The sequence below is a fragment of the Nitrobacter sp. CN101 genome (assembly GCF_055390255.1).
The window spans coordinates 2,927,587-2,947,582 of the sequence record NZ_AP038833.1; the positions used below are offsets into that span (position 1 = coordinate 2,927,587).

Below are 19,996 nucleotides of genomic sequence, written 5' to 3' on the forward strand. Positions count from 1 at the left end.
ACCGCTCCCGTGTAAAGGAGCCGCTCTCGTCATTGCGGCTTGCGATAATTGGCGTCCGCCGGTTTTCGCGGTGCAAAGCAATACGAGACCCTGTCCATTCACCCTCTTGCCGCGAGCCACCGCTCGGCGGCCTCGATAACAACATCACGCAAGCCATCATCGGCAACGGATTCGACCGCTTCGCCGACAAAAGCTTGAATCAAAAGCGCCTGCGCTTCCTTTTCCGAAAGACCGCGTGCACGCAGATAGAACAGCAGGCTTTCGTCGAGTGCGCCGATTGTCGCGCCATGACCACAGGTGACGTCATCAGCGAAAATCTCAAGCTCGGGCTTGTTGTCGGCTTCGGCGCCATCGGATAGCAACAACGCCCGCGTCATCATCTTGCCGTCGGTCTTTTGCGCATCGGGCCGCACGATGATCTTGCCCTGAAACACCGAGTGCGCCTGATCGTCCAGGACAGCGCGGAACACCTCGTTGCTGCTGCAATGTGGTACGGCATGATCCAATACCAGCGTCGTATCGCCGTGCTGGCGACCATTGAGCAGATTGACGCCGTTCACGTCCGCGTGGGATCCCTCACCGGTGAACTTGATGAAGCCTTGATATCGGCTCACCGCCGCGCCGCTCGTGAGATTGAGGGAGTTGAAACGTGCGTTCGCGCCAATCGTGACGATCGCGGTGGAGATGTTAGCGGCATCATTGGCATCTTCGACAAGGCGAACATGTTGCAGTTCGGCGCCGTCGCCAATCCACAACACGACCGAGTCATGAGCCTGATAGGCAGCGGCACCCTCGGCTGCGACGAAACTTTCAACCAGCGTGGCATGTGCGCCATTTGCCAGCCGCAGCAACGAACGCGTGAATGCCGCGGTGTTGGATTGGGTGGTGATATGGACGATATGCAACGGCTTGGTCAGTTTCGCATTTTCGGCCACATCGATGACAACGCCATCGGTGGCCATCGCGGTGTTGAGCGAAATCATGGTATCGGATGCCGCGGTGGTGATCAGCAGATCGGCGCGAGCGGCAACGTCGTTGCTCTCTAGAATGTCACGCAGCGCCCGCACCTCAAGGCCAGTTTCGGGCGCCTGATCGGATAGTTGCGGTACGAATACTCCGTCAACCAGCACCAGCTTGTGCATAGCGCTCGCGCCACGCGCGATGACAGCCTTGGCCGCGCGGGCCAATGCCGCCTGATCTGGTGCGGCAGCAAGCGGCGCAATCTCGCGCAACAGTGTGCGCAAGTCGGTGTATTTCCATTCTTCAATGCGCCGATACGGCAGACCTCGTCGAGCGAAATCGTCGAATGCGACCTGCCGCACTTCGCTCACCGGACCGGATCCCGGCAAACGGTCACGCGCCGCGGCAAACAGTTCCTTGGTCGCGCGTTCCGTAGCCGGCTTTGCCAATGCAACATCCATCATCAAATCCGTTCAGATCGTATTTTCCGAATGATCTCGTCCGAAACCGAAGGCCGTGTCCGAACTACGCTTCCTCGAATTGTGCATATCCGGACGCTTCCAGTTCCAGCGCCAAGTCCTTGTTTCCGCTTTTCACGACACGGCCCTTCGACATCACGTGCACGAAATCGGGCACGATATAATTGAGTAGCCGCTGGTAGTGCGTGATGACGACCATGGCGCGATCCGGTGATCGCAACGCATTGACGCCATCGGCCGCAACGCGAAGCGCGTCGATGTCCAGTCCGGAATCCATTTCGTCGAGGATGCATAGGCTAGGCTCGAAGAGTGCCATCTGCAGCACTTCGTTGCGCTTCTTTTCACCGCCCGAAAAGCCGACATTGATGCCTCGGCGCAGCATGTCCTGCGGAATGTTCAGGGAGGCGGCGACGTCACGCACCTTCTTCAGAAAATTCGGCGTCGAATATTCGCTCTCGCCGCGGGCCTTGCGCTGCGCGTTCAACGCGGTGCGCAGGAAGGTCATGGTGGCGACACCGGGGATTTCCACCGGATACTGAAAAGCCAGGAAGACGCCTTTCGCGGCGCGCTCGTCAGGCTCCATCTCCAGCAGATCCTCACCCTTGAACAGGATTTGACCGCCGGTAACCTCGTAGCCGGGCTTGCCCGCGATGACATGGCTCAGCGTCGATTTGCCGGAGCCGTTCGGCCCCATGATCGCATGAACTTCGCCCTTGTTCACAGTCAGCGACAGGCCGTGAAGAATTTCACGCTCCTCGACACGAACCTGCAGGTCTTTGACTTCAAGCAACGGCATCATTCATCCTTCGCTATCGTTACGTCATCGCGAGGAGCGTGCTCGTGCGGCGAAGCAATCCGGCGTTTCCATCGGTGGACCGCTTCGTCCAGCGCAAAACCGGCACAAAAGCCGACTTTGAAGCGAGCTCGCAGTGACGTGGGTTAACCCACACTTCCTTCGAGCGAGATCGAGATCAACTTCTGAGCCTCGACCGCGAATTCCATCGGCAACTGCTGCAGCACGTCTCTCACGAAGCCATTGACGACGAGGCCGACGGCCTCTTCCTGCGACAGTCCGCGTTGGACGCAATAGAACAGCACGTCTTCCGAAATCTTCGACGTCGTCGCCTCGTGCTCGAACAGCGCCGAGGTATTCTTGGCCTCGATGTACGGCACGGTGTGAGCGCCGCATTTGTCGCCGATCAGAAGCGAGTCGCACGCGGTGAAGTTGCGCGCATTGGTCGCCTTGCGGTGCGCAGTGACGAGACCGCGATAGGTGTTCTGCGACTTGCCCGCCGCGATGCCCTTGGAGATGATCCGGCTCGTGGTATTCTTGCCGAGATGCAGCATCTTGGTGCCGCTGTCGACCTGCTGGTAGCCGTTAGAGATCGCGATCGAATAAAACTCGCCGCGCGAATTGTCGCCGCGCAGGATGCAGCTCGGATATTTCCAGGTGATGGCGGAGCCGGTCTCGACCTGGGTCCACGAGATCTTCGAATGAGCGCCGCGACAGTCGCCGCGCTTGGTGACGAAGTTGAAGATGCCGCCCTTGCCCTCGGAATTGCCGGGGTACCAGTTCTGCACCGTCGAATACTTGATCTCGGCATCGTCGAGCGCGACCAGTTCGACGACCGCGGCGTGCAACTGGTTCTCGTCGCGCTGCGGCGCCGTGCAGCCCTCGAGATAGCTGACATAGGCCCCCTTGTCGGCGATGATAAGCGTACGCTCGAATTGGCCGGTGTTGCGCTCGTTAATGCGGAAGTAGGTCGACAGCTCCATCGGACAACGAACGCCCGGCGGGATGTAGACGAACGAGCCGTCGGAAAACACCGCCGAATTCAGCGTCGCGAAGAAATTGTCGGAGGTCGGCACCACGCTGCCGAGATACTGCTTCACCAATTCCGGATGCTGCTGAATAGCATGCGAGATCGGCATGAAGATCACGCCGGCTTTCTTCAGTTCCTCCTGGAAGGTGGTCGCCACCGAGACCGAGTCGAACACGGCATCGACCGCGACTTTCCGCTCACCCTCGGGGCGAACAACGCCTTCCAGCGCCTCGACCTCGCGCAAGGGAATGCCAAGCTTCTCGTAGGTCTTCAGGATCTCCGGATCGATCTCGTCGAGCGAGGCGATCTCTTTCTTCGGCTTCGGCGCGGAATAATAATAAAGATCCTGATAATCGATCTTCGGGTAGTCCACCCGCGCCCAGGTCGGCTCCTGCATGGTGAGCCAGCGGCGGTAGGCCTCAAGCCTCCACTCCAGCATCCATTCGGGCTCGTTTTTCTTTGCGGAAATAAACCGGATGGTGTCTTCGGACAGTCCCTTAGGGGCCTTCTCGGACTCGATGATCGTCTCGAATCCATACCGGTATTGATCGACGTCGATCTGGCGAACCCGATCGACCGTCTCTTGTACGGCTGCCATTCCTACCTCCGCTCGCGGTTTCAAGGACCACGGTGGATTGAATTCTTGGTGGCTTGCTGCGATTCTAAGGAAGAAACCGTCTTAGAATGGTTCAAGCCCTGTTTCGTCTCTCCTTAGTAGTGCACCTGAAAGCTTTCGCCAAGTCTTAATAGCCCGATCGACGTCTGCCTCCGTGGTCTCCCAACCCAGAGAGAACCGTAGTGCGCTCCGGGTCATTTCCGGGCCGTACCCCATTGCTTTCAGCACATGCGACGGCTGCACTTTGCCTGACGAGCATGCGGAACCTGATGAGACGGCCACCCCCTCAAGGTCAAATCTGATCACGGCCGTCTCCGCTTTCAAGGTAGGAACTCCGAAAAGTGTCGTATTCGGCAGGCGCTCGATCTCCTGCGAGAAGATCACGCTGCCTGGCGTTTGCCTCAAGCCGTTCTCAAGCCGGTTGCGCAGCGTTTGAACTCGGGCCATGTCTGTAGTGCGGCCTGTTTCCGCCGCCATCACAGCGGCCCCGAAGCCTACGATGCCGGCCACATTCTCGGTCCCGGCACGGCCACCCTGCTCCTGGCCGCCTCCTTTTATCAACGCACTCGGACGGATCTGGTTCTCCGCGAGAACCAATGCGCCCATCCCTTTGGGACCACCGATTTTGTGCGCAGAAATTGATAGAAGATCGATATTCAATTCTTTGATATCAATATGAATTTTTCCGATAGCCTGAACCGCATCAACGTGCAGCATACCACCTGCTTCGTGGACCAGATGAGCGGCTTCGGCGACTGGCTGAATGGCGCCGGTTTCGTTATTGGCCAACATGATCGAGACCAGCGCCGACGGCCCCTGCGCGAGCAATGTTCGCAAGGCGTGGAGATCCACCAATCCCGAGCGATGGACTGGCAGACGCGCAACCCGATCCGGCGCAAACCGGCCCCCTGCTAGGACCGAGGCGTGTTCTATAGATGAAATGATAATATTATCAATGTTTTGTTTCTGTTTGCCGCTGCTGGGCGTTAACGCCAAGATGTTGGCTTCTGTCCCGCCTGACGTAAAGATGACGTTGTGGGGTCGGCCTCCTACTGCATCCGCGACCCTAACCCGCGCATCTTCTACTAGCCCTCGCGCTCGTCTGCCTTCCGCGTGAACGGATGAAGGATTGCCGAAGAGGTCCCACGCCGCGGCCATTGCGTCGCGTGCCTCGCGCCGAAGCGGCGCGGTTGCGTTCCAGTCAAGATAAGTTCGTTCGTGCATGTGGTTGCGACCATACGACATTTTCGGCGAATGCGGACATAGCCGCGCAAGATGCTTGCTTTTCGCCCCTCGCCCTATGCTAGAACGCGGCGGTGTTCACTGGCCACTTTCTGCACCGCCGTGCGGTGGGCCTGTTGCCTCGTCGTCAGGCTACGAACCGAACCAGCCCGTGGGCGGCCGATTTGCCAAGGATTCCGATGCCTGAAGTCATTTTTACCGGTCCTGCCGGCCGTCTCGAAGGTCGCTATCACCCGGCGAAGCAGAAAAATGCTCCGATAGCGATGGTCTTGCATCCACACCCCCAGTTTCGTGGCAGCATGAATCATCCGATCGTCTATCAAGTCTACTATGCTTTCGTGGCGAGGGGTTTTTCTGTGCTGCGTTTCAATTTTCGTGGCGTCGGCCGTAGCCAGGGCTCGTTCGACCACGGCACCGGCGAATTGTCGGACGCCGCGGCGGCACTCGACTGGGCGCAGACCATCAACCCGGAGGCGCGGGCCTGTTGGGTGGCCGGGTTTTCCTTTGGCGCCTGGATCGGAATGCAGTTGCTGATGCGCCGGCCCGAGGTGGAAGGCTTCATCTCGATCGCACCTGAGCCTAACCGTTACGATTTCTCGTTTCTGGCGCCCTGCCCATCGTCGGGCCTCATCGTCCATGGCGAGAAGGATATCGTCGCGCCCGCCAAGGATGTCACGACGCTGGTCGAGAAATTGAAGACCCAGAAGGGCATCGTGATCGATCAGCAAACCATTCCAGGTGCGAACCATTTCTTCGAGGACAGGATGGAGCCGTTGATGGAGACGGTTACCAGCTATCTCGATATGAGACTCGCCAACATCCGATAGCTCATCGCTGCGAAGCCGGCCCCCTTGCAAGGCCCATCCTCGTTACGATCCCACTTCTGCGCAGCAATTGCTTGTTGGCCCCGCCTCGGACTCACACCGGTAGGCGATGGCTCAGGGTCGCACGATCACGCCGCCGGTCATCGGCACCGGCACCCCGGTAGTCGCCGGATAGCTCAACGGCAAGCCTTTGAGGCCTCTCGCCGCGAGATAGCCGAAGGCTTGCGCCTCCATCGCATCAATCGACCAACCGAACGCATCTGCGGGCTCGACCGTTGCGGGCGCAACTCTTTCCCGCAGCATCTCAAGCATGATCGGATTGCGGGCGCCGCCGCCAGCGACGATCCACTTTTCTGGCATCTTCGGCAGCAGCGGAATAATCCGCGCTATGGCTGCTGTGGTGAAGGCCGTCAGGGTTGCGGCACCATCGGTCGGCATCATGTCGTGCAGAACGAGCGAAGCGAAATCGTTGCGGTCGAGAGATTTGGGCGGGGGCAGCGTGAAGAACGGGTGCTTCAAGGCGCGCGCGATCCAGTCCGCGTCGGGATGGCCCTCTACCGCCAGCCGGCCGTCGCGGTCGAACGGCTGGCCTGTCACGCGGAGCATGAAATCGTCGAGCAACGCGTTGCCCGGTCCGGTATCGCAGGCGATCAATGTATCGGCGCCGTCGATATAGGTGATGTTGGAAACGCCACCGATATTGACCACGCAGATCGGCCCCTCGCAACTGAGCGATTCCGCCAGCGCTCGATGATAGGCAGGGACGAATGGCGCGCCCTGGCCGCCGGCGGCTACGTCGGCCGCGCGAAAATCGTGCATTACCGGAACGCGGATCGCTTTCGCCAAAGCCGCCGCGTCACCGATCTGCACGGTCAGCCGCTCAGCGGGCCGATGCAGCACGGTTTGACCGTGGAAGCCGACGATATCGATATCCTCCCACGCAATGCGGTTTTGCGCGATGAACGCTGCAACGGCTTCGGCGTGCGCCAAGGTCACGGCGCGCTCGGCTTCGCCGATCGCTCCCGGCCGCGCGTCGCGCCGCGACAAACTGACAGCCTCCGCGAGCGCCTCACGCAACAAACCTCGCTCGAAATCCGTGTAGGGACGATAACCGGTCGGCCCGAACGCGGCTACTCGCTCACCGTCGGTTTCGATCAAGGCGACATCGATGCCGTCCAGAGAGGTGCCGCTCATCAGACCGATCGCCGTCATCATCGCCTTGCGGTCTCCAGTTGCCTTCTGCGGGCCGGCTTGTGCCGAACGCACACTTCTTATAATGGCACACAGCGAAGCTTGGTGGCGGTGTCCGGCCATGATCCACCGGAATCGAGTTTGCGACAGAGCCTAACAAGAACGATCGGGGTCCTATAGCCATGGCCGCCTTCAAGTCCGATTTTCTCAACATCCTTCAGGAACGAGGCTTCGTTCATCAGTGCTCCGACCTCGAGGGTCTTGATACGTTGGTCGCAAAAGGCGAGGCAACGGCTTACGTCGGCTACGATTGCACCGCGCCGTCGCTGCACATCGGCAACTACCTGACCATGATGATGCTCTACTGGCTCCAGCAGAGCGGCAACAAACCGATCACGCTAATGGGTGGCGGAACCACCATGGTCGGCGATCCCTCCGGCAAGGATGAATCGCGCGCGATCCGCAGCGTAGAGGAAATCGAGTCCAACAAGGCTAGCATTCGCGGCGTATTCGCCAAGGTGCTGCGTTACGGTTCGGGCGCGAGCGACGCGGTGATGCTGGACAACGCCGAGTGGCTGACCAAGCTCAACTGGATCGAGATGTTGCGTGACATCGGTCGGCATTTCTCGGTCAATCGCATGCTGACGATGGACTCCGTTCGCCTCCGCCTTGAGCGCGAACAGGAGATGAGCTTCATCGAATTCAACTACATGATCTGCCAGGCTTATGACTTCGTCGAGCTGTCGCGCCGGGCCGGCTGCCGGCTGCAGATGGGCGGCTCGGATCAGTGGGGCAATATCGTCAATGGCGTCGATCTCGGCCGCCGCATGGGAACGCCTCAGTTGTTCGCGCTGACGACGCCGCTTTTGACGACGGCATCGGGCGCGAAGATGGGAAAGACCGCGCAAGGCGCCGTCTGGCTCAATGCGGACGCCTTCAGCCCCTACGATTTCTGGCAATACTGGCGCAACGTCGAGGACGCCGACGTCGTCAAATTCTTGAAACTGTTCACGATCCTGCCAATGAGCGAGATCACAAAACTGGCTGCGTTGCGGGACGCCGAGATTAACGAAGCCAAAAAGGTGCTGGCGACCGAGGCGACCGCGCTTCTGCACGGCCGCGCCGAAGCCGAAAAGGCCGCCGACACTGCGCGTACGACCTTCGAGCAAGGCGCGATCGCCGAGAGCCTTCCCACGCTGGATATTCCGCGGAGCGAGCTTGCAAGCGGCGCAGGCGTGCTCGCGCTGTTCGTAAAGGCGGGTCTCGTCGCCTCGAACGGCGAAGCGCGCCGCCAGATCAAGGGCGGCGGCCTTCGCGTTAATGATGTCGCCGTCGCCGATGAAAAGATGATGCTGACACCGGACCACCTCACGCCCGAAGGCGTGATCAAGCTCTCAATGGGCAAGAAACGCCACGTGCTGTTGCGGCCTGCATAGCACGCGCCGGAGGTACGAATTGATTCCGGTTTTCGTTGCACCTGCGTTCAAGCAGCGATTTGGCGAGTGTTCAGTTGTCGGTCGGTGACGGAAACTCGATCTGATTAGCTGTTCTTCCGGTCTGGAATTCAAAAATCTTGCGCACCAGTCCGGGCGCCATGGCAGAGATCGGGTTGACGCGCAGTTGCGGTTGCCCCGGGGTTCCCACCACCTCATAGGTCACGCCGATCAATCCCTCGTCGCTACCGCCGCCAAGGATCAGCCCGACGACCGGAAGCTGTCCAAAGATGTTATTGAGCCCGTACATCGGGACGAACGTGCCGCTCATGCGAACTTCGTTGGCAGGATAGTCGATCTGGCCTTCGATGGTCGCGCCGATCGTCGGCCCCTTGACGACACCGTCGCGGACCGTGAGCTGTCCGTTCTGCCGGGTGAATTCCGCGCGCAGACGCGAAAATGAAATGCCGTTCTGAGCGGTCCGAGGGCCACTCGCCGCAGCGCTATCCAGAGCCGTTTCGCCCTTGATCGTAAAATCGCGGACGTTGATCAGCCCCTGCTTGGCGCGCGACTCGGCGGTCGGCGGATCCATGGCCAGCGCGAGCTGACCGCCAAACATTTTTCCGTAGATATCGGTAAAACGGAAGAACGCGCCCGCGTCGTTGGTCTCGATCAAAATGACGTCGCGGCCCTGCGGACGCCCACGCAGATCGCCCGAGAGGGATGTATTACGTCCGATCTTGCCACTCATGGTGAGGCTGCGGACCGATCCATTACGCCGGGCCATCTTCACGTCCGCGCTGCGAATGGCTTCGCCGTAAAACCCGGCGACGGCGCCGATCTTCAGGTCGATGTCGAAATCGACGTTCTTGGACTTGCTTTTGGCGTCGGCCTGCTTTCCCGAGATCGTCGATTTGAGAAAGCCGCGGCCGTCGAACACGTCGCCGCGCATGACGACCTTCATCACGCCGTCAGAGTTTCGCTCCACCTTCAGGGTAGCCCTGTCACCTTCTGACGGTGCGTAAACCGGGAAGTTCACATTCAACAGATCGCCGTTTTGATCGACCTCCAGCGATCCCTTTATCATGACGCCGCTGCCGTCGATAACGATGTCCTCCAGACGCGTGGATTGCGCTTTATGCACGACATTAAACGTCGCGTGCCCTGACTTTCCCGGTAGCTTGACCCAGCCGGGCAGAACGTTGTCGAGCTTCAAGGATGTGAGATCGGCATCGATGGCGAATTTGCTGTCCCTGTCGCGGCTAACCTTCCCGACCAGCTTGATAGGAATCGAACCGGTCGCTCCTGCGCCGAGATCGACTCCGAGTTTTGCGCGGCTCGCATCATCCAGCGTGGTCTGCAATTTGATGTCTGCATCGCCCGCGGCTGGCTTGCGGTAGTCCAGCGAAGCAGGCTGGCCGTTGATCTTGACGTCGCCCTTGACCTGATACCCCTCGTTGTTGGCGGCTACCTTTAACGCGCTCGCTTCAAGCTTCTGATTCATGACTAGCTTGTCGGCGGCAAAACCCGTGAGATCCGCGGTGATGGAATAGGTCGTGTCCTCCTTTGTGATCTTTCGCGTGAGCGGCAGGCCCAAACCGATCTGTGCCGCAACCGTCCCCTTGCTGGAATTCGGATCGATTAAATTATCGGTGAATTCGCGGAGGCGGTCCGAGACAAGAATTTCGGCGGCTGCGGGGACCGGAGCATCGATCCTGAATTTCACTCTTGCCAGAGCGGGTTTGGGTGCCAAATCCGGCACCTCGAAAACGACGTCGGAAATGTTGAGCTTTCGGCCGGACGGAGTATCGGCGGCGGCCTGGGAGATTGTTACCGTCGCTGTTCTTCCTGTCACCCGCGCCTTTAAGTCGGCGTCATGGACCGAGGGCATTTCATCAACGGGATGCAGGGTCACATTGCGAGCAACGATGTCAACCGAAAGCCCGTCATCCAGCATCGGCGGCCCGCGTCGCGACAGGTTGTGGAGCGGCGAATTCACGCCGATTTCAATGCGCTGGAGAGAGCCTCGATCAATTCGCCCAATGACCCATTCGCGCAACTCCGGCACAATCAAAGCCGGCCACATACTCTTGAGGGCGGCGGCGGACATCGGCGTCCCGGCAAAGCCCAGCTTCAGGCTTGGTGCGCCCGAATAGTCGATGCTGCCGGTGCCTGCAACGCCGATTTCGCCGTTGCTGATATCGGCTTGAGTCAGAATGACCTGCTTGTGTTCTGTGTCGAAACGCAGGTTGATCGCAATGCGATTGAGGATCAGAGGCGCTTCGCCATCGAAGCCGGCGAGCACGATTGTGCCGCCGCTCAAACCCATCTGCCAGTCCGGAATATTGCCATTCGGAGGCTGGAGGCGGGCGAGCAGCGTAATTCTATTTTCGCCGGACACCATCTTGAACGGTGCCACCAGGACACGCCGTCCCGAATCCCATTCCATGTTCATTTCGATCTCGTCGATCGCCATGGGATAATCCGGTGTGTCGGAGTCGATGATCGTGCCTTTGCCGGCGACAAGACTGCCACGCAGATACGTGGGCAAGCCGTCGCGACCAATCTCGCCCTTCAGTTCGCCGCTGAGCGGCATGTCGGCGCTGTAAGTGAGGTCCTTGATGCGAAGAGCCAGCAAAATGTTCTTTGCTGGAATGCCAGCGGCTTGGAGATCAATGGGACGAACACCATTCGCGGGCGGTCCGACCGTGACGTGAAGCGACCACCCCTTGCTGCCGCCTTCGCTGACAGTGAATGCGACGCCGCCCGTGCCCGGCCTGCGAAGGGTCAGGCTGATGTTGCTAAAACTCCAACGGTTGCCGCGCTGCTGGTCATCAACCACCAGTCTCCCGTTCTTTAGACCGATCTCGTTGAGATTTTGGCCATCAAGCCCCCTTACGCCGAGGCCGTCGAGCCATTCCAACCCCGCCAACAAGGTGCTCGCGTTGCCGCCGTCTTCTGAAATCGCCGGCACTGCGGTCGGGGCGTCGGGGAATTGTTGCGATCCTTGTGTCGGCAACGATGTTTCGGAGGATACGGCTGTCGATGGCAAGTCAGATCGTCGCGTTGGCGCGACGCCCGTGGCAAGCGGCTTAGCGTTATCACCTGTCGAAACAGTGACTTGGCCGTCCGACGTAATTCTAACCGCAAGTTCGGCGTCGACCAGATTGAGACTTTCGGCACGTAGCCGGCCGGTCAACAGCGCTATACCGGACAGTCTAACCTCGGCCTTGGGTGCGCTTGCGACGATGACATGATCGCGGTCACGGACGACGACGTCACGAATACGAACCGCGATACGAATTCTGCCGGCCCGCTCGATTTGCGTGCCGCCAATTTCCACCGTGTTGTCGTGACCAATGTTTTCCTCGATCGCAGCGACAAGCCAAGGCGTCATCATGTCGAGATTGACGGGACCAGCGCCGAGGCGCCACCAGAGCGCACCGAACCCGCCCGCGAAGATGACCGTCAGGACCAAGCCGGTGATCGCGAGCCGTCTGACCCAGCGTTCTCCCGCCAGCCAGTTTCTGAATTTCACGCATCGGTCGCCGACCCTGTGGAATCTGGAATCCGACCGTGACAGCAATCGACGTATGCGACGATCTTGGAATTCGTCGTCGTCGTCCTCGTCCCAGCCGGCACCCTCTCCTTGCGAGACCTGATGATCGCCGTGCAATTTCGGATTTCGTATCGGCGTCTTTTTAGCCATTGCCTCTCAGTGCCCGCTTGGTCCGGAGCTTTCGCCCTTATCGGTCCGCGCGCCGCTTCCGGGCGAACGTTCCTGTGATGGCCCTTCGGCTAATCCCCGATTTGGCGTGTTACGCGTCATCCGGCTCCTGGTGCCCACTTGAACAGAATGTGGGGCGGACAACTCGTCGAATTCCTTGTAACCGAACCCGCGGTCGGCAGTCATGCACAGCGGCGGCGGTCTGACCGATTCGCCTTCGGCACCTGCCGCAGTTGAACGGATACTGAGCGTTGGAAAGCGACGAAAGGAAGGCGTATGTCCAAGAAGATACGCAAGAAATCCTCCAAGTCGGACAGTTCTGGGGCTGCCCGGGCTGCGACGGTCAACCGCATAAAACCGGCTCGCAACGTCGATATGACAGCGAGCGGAAAGCCCAAATCACGCCTGACTTCGCCCTTCTCACAAGCAGATGAGCTTGCGGAAGGCTCTCCGGCGCCGCCATTCAACCTCCCGAGGGAAGACGGCACCCGCGTTTCGCTTGCCGATTTTGCCGGAACGAAGCTCGTGATCTTCTTCTATCCGCGCGCAGGCACCCCGGGCTGCATCAGGGAGGCTATGGATTTCACCCGGCTGGCAAAAGAGTTCGCGGCCAGTGGAACGACTGTGATGGGCGTGTCATCCGACTCCATAAAGGCTCAGGAATCGTTTCGAAACAAGCACAAGCTGTCCACTCCTCTTGTTTCGGACGAAAAGCACGACATGTTGAAAGCGTATAACGCCTGGGGCGAAAAATCCATGTATGGCAAGACTTTCGTCGGCGTTCTTCGTACAACCGTGCTGGTGGACGAAGCCGGGCGGGTCGCTCGTATCTGGCGCCGCGTCAGGGTCGAAGGTCACGCGGACGAGGTGCTCGCGGCAGCGCGAGAACTGTAAAAGCGCACCGCCATTTTCCGAAAATTAACCATGAAAGGTTCAAATCAGCATCGAAGTTGAGCCGCCTGAAGCCTGTTTCAGGTCGGCACAGGAGTATCGATGCCGTACCGTTCCAGTCAGTGTGCCGAGTATCCGCCGCATCGCACTCACGATCATGATCGACACCCTTCGCGCTACGCGGCAGCGGCTAGCTCGTCGCCGGGAATGAGGGAAAAGCGGAGCGGGTACACCTTTGCCCATGGCAGCAGACAGGTTCGGTTTGGCCCGGTCGTGTTCTGGATTGCGGTCGGAGCCGTCACGCTGCTCGGGATCTGGTCGGCTGCGACTGCGACCTATTTCGCCTTCCGCGATGACGTGCTGACGCGGCTCATCGCGCGGCAGGCAGACATGCAATATGCCTACGAAGATCGCATTGCTGAATTGCGCTCGCGGGTCGATCGTACCACCAGCCGTCAATTGATCGATCAGGAACAGTTCGAGAGAAAGCTTGACGAGATCATGCGCCGTCAGACGGTGCTTGAATCTCGCGCAGGTGCCCTGAGTGCGATATCTGAGGTTCCAGTAACGGGGTCAATCAAAGGGTCGGCCCGGAAGGCGGGAAACGACGCTGACGCAGGCTCATCGCGGTCTGAAAAGCCCTCGCCGATCAACGATACGACTGCTTCCGAGGCGCTACCCGATCGAGGCGCGCCCCTTGACTTTCGCCAGCCGGCCAATGCCCGTCCGAAACCGGTCCCGCTCATGAACGTCACCGGCGAGGACAACAGGCTCTTGCAGTTGAAATCCTCGCTCGATCGGGTCGAGAGTCGTCAGATCGCCGAGTTGAGTTTGATCGCGGATGGTATGGATTCCCGCCTGCACCGGATGCGTGGAGTTTTCTCCGATCTTGGACTGAGCGTGGCGAAGATGGCGACCGCCACGCTGTATCCCGGCACGGGTGGGCCCTATGTGCCTGTCAAGCTGCGATCCGATTCTGATCCGTTCGAGCGTCAGCTTTACCGCGTCAACCTGACGCGTGCGCAGATCGACCGGCTGGATCGCGCGCTCGCCCTCGTTCCCTATCGCAAGCCGGTCGTGGGAGAGCTTGAATTCACGTCCGGTTTCGGCGTTCGCGTCGATCCGTTCGTTGGGCGACCGGCAATGCACACCGGGCTCGATTTTCGCGCTACGGCGGGAAACCCCGTGCGGACGACGGCGAACGGAAAGGTCATCGCCGCGAACTGGACGGGTGGCTATGGCCGGATGGTCGAGGTGGATCATGGCAATGGCTTGTCGACCCGCTACGGTCACCTTTCGGAAATCGATGTGAAGATCGGCCAAACCGTCAAGGCCGGACAGGTCATCGGGGAGGTCGGATCGACGGGCCGTTCGACGGGTCCGCACCTGCACTACGAAACAAGGATCGACGGGGAAGCTGTCGATCCTCAGAAATTTCTGCGAGCGGGCACGCGCTTGAACAATGGCTAGCCAAGAATAACGACTTGCTCGGCCCCGGTTTTGTGTACGCGGGGCCGGCCCGGCCTCCGATTTCCGAGACCTTGGCCCGTCCAAACGTTTGATTTCCACATCGGCTGTTATCCTCGAGCTTGCAGATACTGCATGCGATAGGCCATATCCCCGAAACAATTTGCCGCTTCGGGGCTTAATTCTCTAGCGCACCGCAGGGACACTGAACGACAATGCCCGACCGAATCGCTGAAAGCGCCGATCGGATTGATCCGCAGACCAGCAAAGAGGTCGCGAAAGCGATCGGCGAGCGGCTGCGAACCGACCTGCGGCCGGAAGAGCCGGAACTACCTTTCCGGCTTCAGGTGCTGTTGCAGCAGCTGAGCGCGCAGGACGGCCACGGCTGACCTCCTTGCGCTGGTCTCGTTTCGGTTGAAGCCTTCGCCGTATTTGCTCCCGAACGACCACAAACGAGTTGCGTTTGGCCGGCGCAGCGGTGAAAAACAACCATGCTGTCCATCACCGATATTTCGATCCGCATCGCCGGACGGCTGCTGATCGACCATAGCTCTGTTCAGATCGTGCCCGGCGCTCGTGTCGGCTTCGTCGGGCGTAACGGCGTCGGAAAATCGACGCTGTTCCATGCCATACGCGGTGAGCTGCCGACGGAAACGGGGACCATTGCCGTTCCGCCGCGCTGGCGCGTCGGTAGCCTCGCACAAGAAGCTCCCGACGGCCCTGAAAGCCTGATCGAGGTGGTGCTGAAGGCCGACATCGAACGCCACGCGCTGCTGCATGAAGCCGAAATTGCTCGCGATCCGCACCGCATCGCCGACATCCAGACGCGTCTCGTCGATATCGACGCCCATTCCGCACCCGCACGCGCGGCGTCGATCCTGAGCGGTCTCGGATTTTCAACGGCGGACCAAGCCCGCCCCTGTTCGGAATTCTCTGGCGGCTGGCGTATGCGCGTCGCGCTCGCGGCAACCCTCTTTGCTGCACCCGATTTGTTGCTGTTGGATGAGCCGACCAATTACCTCGATCTCGAAGGAACGCTCTGGCTGGAAGATCACCTCGCGCACTACCCGCGCACGGTCATCATCATCAGCCACGACCGCGACCTGCTCGACACATCCGTCGATCAGATCCTGCACCTCGATCGCGGCAAGCTCACCCTCTACAAGGGCACCTACTCCTCGTTCGAGGACCAGCGTGCTGCCCGCGAGATGCTCGATGCCAAGCACGCCAGGCGGCAGGCCGACGAACGCAAGCGGCTTCAAGATTTCGTCGATCGCTTCAAGGCCAAGGCCTCGAAGGCACGCCAGGCGCAGTCGCGCGTGAAGATGCTCGAGCGCATGAAGCCCGTGACGGCGCTGGTGACACAAGACGTGCGCGAGATTTCGTTTCCCGTGCCGGACAAGCTGTTGTCGCCGCCGATCATTGCCGTTGACGAGGCAGTCGTAGGTTACGATCGGGAATCGCCAGTCCTCAAGCGCGTAACCTTGCGGATCGACGAGGACGATCGTATCGCCCTGCTCGGCGCCAACGGCAACGGCAAGTCCACCCTCGTCAAACTGCTCGCCGGCAAGCTGCAACCGTTCGCTGGCAAAGTGGTGCGCGCCGACAAGCTATCGATCGGCTATTTCGCCCAGCATCAGACCGACGAACTGAACCTCGACGGCTCGCCCTACGATCATGTGCGGCGACTGATGTCAGATGCCCCCGAAACAAAAATTCGCGCTCGCGTGGGAGGCATCGGCTTTTCAGGCAAGGCGGGCGACACCCTTGTTCGAAGCCTTTCGGGTGGCGAAAAGGCGCGCCTTTTACTCGGGCTTGCGACGTTCTTCGCCCCCAACATGATCATTCTTGACGAGCCGACCAACCATCTCGATATCGACAGCCGAGCCGCGCTTGCCGAAGCAATCAACGAATATCCCGGTGCTGTCATTATGGTCTCGCATGACCGCTATCTGATTGAGGCCTGCGCCGACCGGCTGTGGGTTGTTGCAGACCGCGCCGTTACTCCTTACGACGGTGACCTCGACGATTACCGCCGCGCGGTTTTGTCGGCACGCGGCCTCCGCACAAACGGTCGCGACCGCGGGTCGTCTGGCGAGCGCGACGACGGCCGTGACAAGCCGCGGCGAGAGAGGATCGAACGGCGCGCGCCGCTCAAACAGAAGATTACGGCCGCCGAGGCCGAGATCGAGCGAATCACCAGCATCATCGAAAAAATCGACGTCGCCCTTGCGTTGCCGGATCTGTTCAAGCGGGAGCCTAAACAGGCGGCGCAACTCACAAAGGCACGGGCCAGCGCGGTCGACGCCCTGCAGCGCGCCGAGGAGGAATGGCTGGAGGCCAGCTCGTCCTACGATAACGCCCCAAGCTGACGGAAACCGTTGCTGAAAAACTTTAGTATTCTCAAGCGCAGCGGATGCTGCTTTGCGTGAAGAAAACGCGTTAAATCAAAATCATAGAGCAAGGATTTCGATCCTTTCAGAAGCGGAGCTCCAGCTCACGCTCCTACCGTTTTTTCGTTCGCCGCTCCGGCTTCTGAGGTGCTGCTAGTTCAGGCGCCCGCTCGATCGAGGACAGACGTCCCGCCGAAAATGTATAAGTTCCGGCGCGTGGTCCCCTCAGGAACGTCAAGACTGCAACACGATCTCCCCCCGGATTGTTGGAGAGACTGACATGGTCTGGTGCGACGCCAATGCCGCGCGTCACGTCGCATTCGGTATGACCTAACGCCACGGTACCCGTTGCAGTTGGCGGAGCAGCGGTAGCGTTGTCGGAGGGTGCACCCCCTGCGCCGATCGGCGGCGCCATCCCCGTACAAAGACCGTCCGCACTGATGAGGTCGTCCGGCGCGACCGGCTTGTCCGGCGTGAGCGGCGGTGTTTCAATCGAAACGTTTTTGACGAACACCCTGCCGGATCGCGAAAACCAGTCCGCATCCTTCGACAGCAGATCTGACGACAAAATATCCGATGCGCTGCCGCAGCCCGATACAAGCGGCGCCATCAGAAGGAGCGACATCAAGGCCCTTCGGCGAAATCTGGGCTGTCTCACGACGAATTTTATCCCGACGGATCGTAGAAAACCTGTCCCACCACCTATTTGCGGCGTGACCATGGCTGGACCTTAGTGTCTGAGCAGAAAGCTTCAAGTATCATCAAATTACAACCGCTCTATCTGGCTACTTGCGACGCTGCCAGCGTCCAGTTTCGTCAGGCTGCCAGTAGGTCGCCTCAAACCCTCGTGACTTGCACTCTGTCCAGACGGTCCTCGCGGCATCTAGCGCGCCACTATCGTCGCCGTCGAAGATCAGCACCAGCCGTTCGTAGGTATCAGGACTGTCCGGAAGTGGAGCACTGTCGATTAGAAATCTGACGGTGGCCCGGTTGGGATTTCGGCCGTCGACTGTCAGGATAATCGGCTGTTCGCTGGCGTCCTCGATCCGCCACGTCGCATGCGGCAGGAAAGAATCGTCACGATAGGACCATAGATGCGCATCGAGCGCATCGGCGCGCTCCTCTGATGTTGTATGTACGACGGCGCGCCATCCGCGTTCGAAGGTTTTCTCGAGCAGCGGTGGCAGAACTTTTTCAAGCGACATGTTCTGCAAATGGTAGAACAGAACTTCCGTCATCGCTGCGTTTCGTAATGCTCCGCGACGAGGCGATCCAGCAACCGCACGCCGAATCCGGATCCCCAACTCTGATTGATGTCGGATTTGGGAGCGCCCATCGCCGTTCCCGCGATGTCGAGATGCGCCCACGGCGTATCGTCGATGAACCGTTGCAAAAATTGAGCAGCCGTGATCGAGCCGCCATAGCGGCCGCCGGTGTTTTTCATGTCAGCGAACTGCGAGTCGATCAGCTTGTCGTATTCAGGCGCAAGGGGCATCCGCCAGACCCGCTCACCGGTCTCCAAGCCTGCTTTCGTCAGTCGCTCCGACAGTTCGTCATTGTTGGAGAACATGCCGGCGTGGGCGGTGCCGAGCGCCACCATGATCGCGCCGGTGAGCGTAGCGAGATCAACCATCACCTTCGGCTTGAACTTGCGGACGACGTACCAGAGCACGTCTGCAAGGACCAGCCTGCCCTCGGCGTCGGTGTTGATGATTTCGATGGTCTGCCCTGACATTGACGTCACGATATCCCCGGGCCGCTGCGCGTTGCCGTCCGGCATGTTCTCGACAAGGCCGATGACGCCGACAGCATTCACCTTCGCCTTGCGCGAGGCGAGCGCGTGCATCAACCCCACCACACAGGCCGCCCCGCCCATGTCACCCTTCATGTCTTCCATGCCGCTGGCGGATTTGATCGAGATTCCGCCGGTGTCGAAGCAAACGCCCTTGCCGACGAAAGCGACGGGTGGTTCGCCCTTCTTGCCGCCATTCCAGCGCATGACGACCGTCCGGCTGGGCCGTGCCGATCCCTGCCCCACACCCAGCAACGCCCCCATGCCAAGTTTGGTCATCGCCTTGACGTCAAGGACGTCGATACCGACCCCGATCGCGCGCAACTGGCTTGCGCGCCGCGCGAACTCCTCCGGATAAAGTACATTCGGCGGTTCGTTCACTAGGTCGCGTGCGATAATGACACCATCGACAACGTGATTGACCGGCGCGAACGCCTTCTTTGCTGCGGCGACGTCGGCGACCGCTATCGATATATCGGCGTGCAATACCGCATCGTCGCCGTCCTTTTTCCGCGTCTTGTAACGATCGAATTTGTAAGCGCGTAACCGGATACCGGAAGCCAGCGACGCCGACTGATCCGGACCCATTATTGCGGATGGCAGCTCCGCAATGATCGTGACGCCGCCGTTATCGCTACGAATCTTTCCCGCAAGAACACCGCCGAATTTCAAGAAATCGCTGCTTTTGAGAGCCGACGTTTTGCCGGCACCCACAACGATCAGGCGATTAGCCTTGAGCCCCTCCGGCGCGAGAATATCGAGTGTCGTCGCGCTTTTGCCTTTGAACTGATTGGCTGCAGCCGCCCGTTTGACAAGTGCGGTTGACGACCCGAGAGCCTTGCTCGCGGCTTGGCCGAACTTTAGCGCATCATCGCAAAATACTACGAGGGTCCCGCGCGAAGCGGTCGAAACAGGAACAAAGCCCACCTTGACGGCGTCGGGCATCGGAAACCTCCAGGATCAGGGTGGTGCGGCCTCGAAATCGGGCCAGCGTGTGACTTAGCGACTATGACCTGTCAACGGCAACGCTGCCAAGGGTTCAACACCGTGTCAGCTTTCGGCGCCGTTGCTACAAATTCGCTTTGAGCGCAATTGACCCCTGTCGCCGTGGCTGCAGGGTCACATATTCCGGATTTTAACTATAATCGACGGACATTA

General features: G+C 59.8%; 15 protein-coding genes. 6 read left to right on the forward strand and 9 right to left on the reverse strand.

Annotated elements, in window-relative coordinates; genetic code table 11:
* Positions 1-98 precede the first annotated feature (98 nt).
* The 4 genes from sufD to ACZ5IL_RS14845 form a co-directional block, all read right to left on the reverse strand.
* Entirely contained in the window at positions 99-1,421 is a 1,323-nt protein-coding gene (sufD, locus tag ACZ5IL_RS14830; protein ID WP_464592608.1) for a Fe-S cluster assembly protein SufD, read from the reverse strand.
* Positions 1,422-1,485: 64 nt separating this feature from the next.
* The gene (gene sufC / locus ACZ5IL_RS14835) at positions 1,486-2,235 is read right to left on the reverse strand and encodes a Fe-S cluster assembly ATPase SufC (protein WP_079447019.1); all 750 of its coding nucleotides are present in this window, start codon (positions 2,233-2,235) and stop codon (positions 1,486-1,488) included.
* A 143-nt stretch (positions 2,236-2,378) separates the two neighbouring features.
* Positions 2,379-3,860, reverse strand: a complete 1,482-nt coding sequence (gene sufB / locus ACZ5IL_RS14840; protein ID WP_464592610.1) for a Fe-S cluster assembly protein SufB — start codon at positions 3,858-3,860, stop codon at positions 2,379-2,381.
* Positions 3,861-3,941: 81 nt separating this feature from the next.
* On the reverse strand, positions 3,942-5,102 hold the full coding sequence (locus tag ACZ5IL_RS14845; RefSeq protein WP_464592612.1) for a cysteine desulfurase family protein: 1,161 nt from the start codon (positions 5,100-5,102) through the stop codon (positions 3,942-3,944).
* 197 nt (positions 5,103-5,299) lie between these two features.
* Between ACZ5IL_RS14845 and ACZ5IL_RS14850 the strand changes: the two genes are divergently transcribed.
* A complete protein-coding gene (locus ACZ5IL_RS14850; protein WP_079446807.1) occupies positions 5,300-5,947 on the forward strand; it encodes an alpha/beta hydrolase in 648 nt (215 codons plus the stop codon).
* Between the two features lie 111 nt (positions 5,948-6,058).
* Here ACZ5IL_RS14850 and ACZ5IL_RS14855 read toward each other — a convergent pair whose 3' ends face one another.
* Positions 6,059-7,159 carry an anhydro-N-acetylmuramic acid kinase gene (locus ACZ5IL_RS14855; RefSeq protein WP_464592614.1) on the reverse strand — a complete coding sequence of 367 codons (1,101 nt, stop codon included), beginning with the start codon at positions 7,157-7,159 and terminating at the stop codon, positions 6,059-6,061.
* Positions 7,160-7,317: 158 nt separating this feature from the next.
* Between ACZ5IL_RS14855 and tyrS the strand changes: the two genes are divergently transcribed.
* The gene (gene tyrS / locus ACZ5IL_RS14860) at positions 7,318-8,571 is read left to right on the forward strand and encodes a tyrosine--tRNA ligase (protein WP_464592616.1); all 1,254 of its coding nucleotides are present in this window, start codon (positions 7,318-7,320) and stop codon (positions 8,569-8,571) included.
* Between the two features lie 70 nt (positions 8,572-8,641).
* Here the strand turns inward: tyrS and ACZ5IL_RS14865 are convergent, their stop codons facing one another.
* Positions 8,642-12,277: a YhdP family protein gene (locus tag ACZ5IL_RS14865; RefSeq protein WP_464592618.1), complete on the reverse strand. Its 3,636-nt coding sequence runs from the start codon at positions 12,275-12,277 to the stop codon at positions 8,642-8,644.
* 294 nt (positions 12,278-12,571) lie between these two features.
* Here ACZ5IL_RS14865 and ACZ5IL_RS14870 point away from each other — a divergent pair, with 294 nt between their 5' ends.
* From ACZ5IL_RS14870 to ACZ5IL_RS14885, 4 genes are all read left to right on the forward strand, one after another.
* Positions 12,572-13,189 carry a peroxiredoxin gene (locus tag ACZ5IL_RS14870; protein WP_464592621.1) on the forward strand — a complete coding sequence of 206 codons (618 nt, stop codon included), beginning with the start codon at positions 12,572-12,574 and terminating at the stop codon, positions 13,187-13,189.
* A 99-nt stretch (positions 13,190-13,288) separates the two neighbouring features.
* Positions 13,289-14,656: a peptidoglycan DD-metalloendopeptidase family protein gene (locus ACZ5IL_RS14875; protein WP_464592623.1), complete on the forward strand. Its 1,368-nt coding sequence runs from the start codon at positions 13,289-13,291 to the stop codon at positions 14,654-14,656.
* Between the two features lie 212 nt (positions 14,657-14,868).
* Positions 14,869-15,042, forward strand: a complete 174-nt coding sequence (locus tag ACZ5IL_RS14880; RefSeq protein WP_158081522.1) for a hypothetical protein — start codon at positions 14,869-14,871, stop codon at positions 15,040-15,042.
* Positions 15,043-15,144: 102 nt separating this feature from the next.
* Complete coding sequence (locus tag ACZ5IL_RS14885) at positions 15,145-17,025, forward strand: ABC-F family ATP-binding cassette domain-containing protein (protein WP_464592625.1); 1,881 nt, start codon at positions 15,145-15,147, stop codon at positions 17,023-17,025.
* A gap of 133 nt (positions 17,026-17,158) precedes the next feature.
* Here ACZ5IL_RS14885 and ACZ5IL_RS14890 read toward each other — a convergent pair whose 3' ends face one another.
* From ACZ5IL_RS14890 to ACZ5IL_RS14900, 3 genes are all read right to left on the reverse strand, one after another.
* The gene (locus ACZ5IL_RS14890) at positions 17,159-17,671 is read right to left on the reverse strand and encodes a hypothetical protein (protein ID WP_464592627.1); all 513 of its coding nucleotides are present in this window, start codon (positions 17,669-17,671) and stop codon (positions 17,159-17,161) included.
* 160 nt (positions 17,672-17,831) lie between these two features.
* Entirely contained in the window at positions 17,832-18,284 is a 453-nt protein-coding gene (locus ACZ5IL_RS14895) for a DNA polymerase III subunit chi (protein ID WP_464592628.1), read from the reverse strand.
* A complete protein-coding gene (locus ACZ5IL_RS14900; RefSeq protein ID WP_464592629.1) occupies positions 18,281-19,783 on the reverse strand; it encodes a leucyl aminopeptidase in 1,503 nt (500 codons plus the stop codon). Before ACZ5IL_RS14900 ends, ACZ5IL_RS14895 begins: the two co-directional genes overlap by 4 nt.
* Positions 19,784-19,996 lie beyond the last annotated feature (213 nt).

What these genes read in the sequence shown, in the direction of transcription:
- tyrS (WP_464592616.1), top strand. Translation starts at nt 7,318, where the DNA reads ATGGCCGCCTTCAAGTCCGATTTTCTCAACATCCTTCAGGAACGAGGC.
- ACZ5IL_RS14885 (WP_464592625.1), top strand. Translation starts at nt 15,145, where the DNA reads ATGCTGTCCATCACCGATATTTCGATCCGCATCGCCGGACGGCTGCTG.
- sufC (WP_079447019.1), bottom strand. Translation starts at nt 2,235, where the DNA reads ATGCCGTTGCTTGAAGTCAAAGACCTGCAGGTTCGTGTCGAGGAGCGT.
- ACZ5IL_RS14850 (WP_079446807.1), top strand. Translation starts at nt 5,300, where the DNA reads ATGCCTGAAGTCATTTTTACCGGTCCTGCCGGCCGTCTCGAAGGTCGC.
- ACZ5IL_RS14890 (WP_464592627.1), bottom strand. Translation starts at nt 17,671, where the DNA reads ATGTCGCTCCTTCTGATGGCGCCGCTTGTATCGGGCTGCGGCAGCGCA.
- ACZ5IL_RS14855 (WP_464592614.1), bottom strand. Translation starts at nt 7,159, where the DNA reads ATGATGACGGCGATCGGTCTGATGAGCGGCACCTCTCTGGACGGCATC.
- sufD (WP_464592608.1), bottom strand. Translation starts at nt 1,421, where the DNA reads ATGGATGTTGCATTGGCAAAGCCGGCTACGGAACGCGCGACCAAGGAA.
- ACZ5IL_RS14870 (WP_464592621.1), top strand. Translation starts at nt 12,572, where the DNA reads ATGTCCAAGAAGATACGCAAGAAATCCTCCAAGTCGGACAGTTCTGGG.
- sufB (WP_464592610.1), bottom strand. Translation starts at nt 3,860, where the DNA reads ATGGCAGCCGTACAAGAGACGGTCGATCGGGTTCGCCAGATCGACGTC.
- ACZ5IL_RS14895 (WP_464592628.1), bottom strand. Translation starts at nt 18,284, where the DNA reads ATGACGGAAGTTCTGTTCTACCATTTGCAGAACATGTCGCTTGAAAAA.
- ACZ5IL_RS14865 (WP_464592618.1), bottom strand. Translation starts at nt 12,277, where the DNA reads ATGGCTAAAAAGACGCCGATACGAAATCCGAAATTGCACGGCGATCAT.
- ACZ5IL_RS14900 (WP_464592629.1), bottom strand. Translation starts at nt 19,783, where the DNA reads ATGCCCGACGCCGTCAAGGTGGGCTTTGTTCCTGTTTCGACCGCTTCG.
- ACZ5IL_RS14845 (WP_464592612.1), bottom strand. Translation starts at nt 5,102, where the DNA reads ATGCACGAACGAACTTATCTTGACTGGAACGCAACCGCGCCGCTTCGG.
- ACZ5IL_RS14880 (WP_158081522.1), top strand. Translation starts at nt 14,869, where the DNA reads ATGCCCGACCGAATCGCTGAAAGCGCCGATCGGATTGATCCGCAGACC.
- ACZ5IL_RS14875 (WP_464592623.1), top strand. Translation starts at nt 13,289, where the DNA reads ATGCCGTACCGTTCCAGTCAGTGTGCCGAGTATCCGCCGCATCGCACT.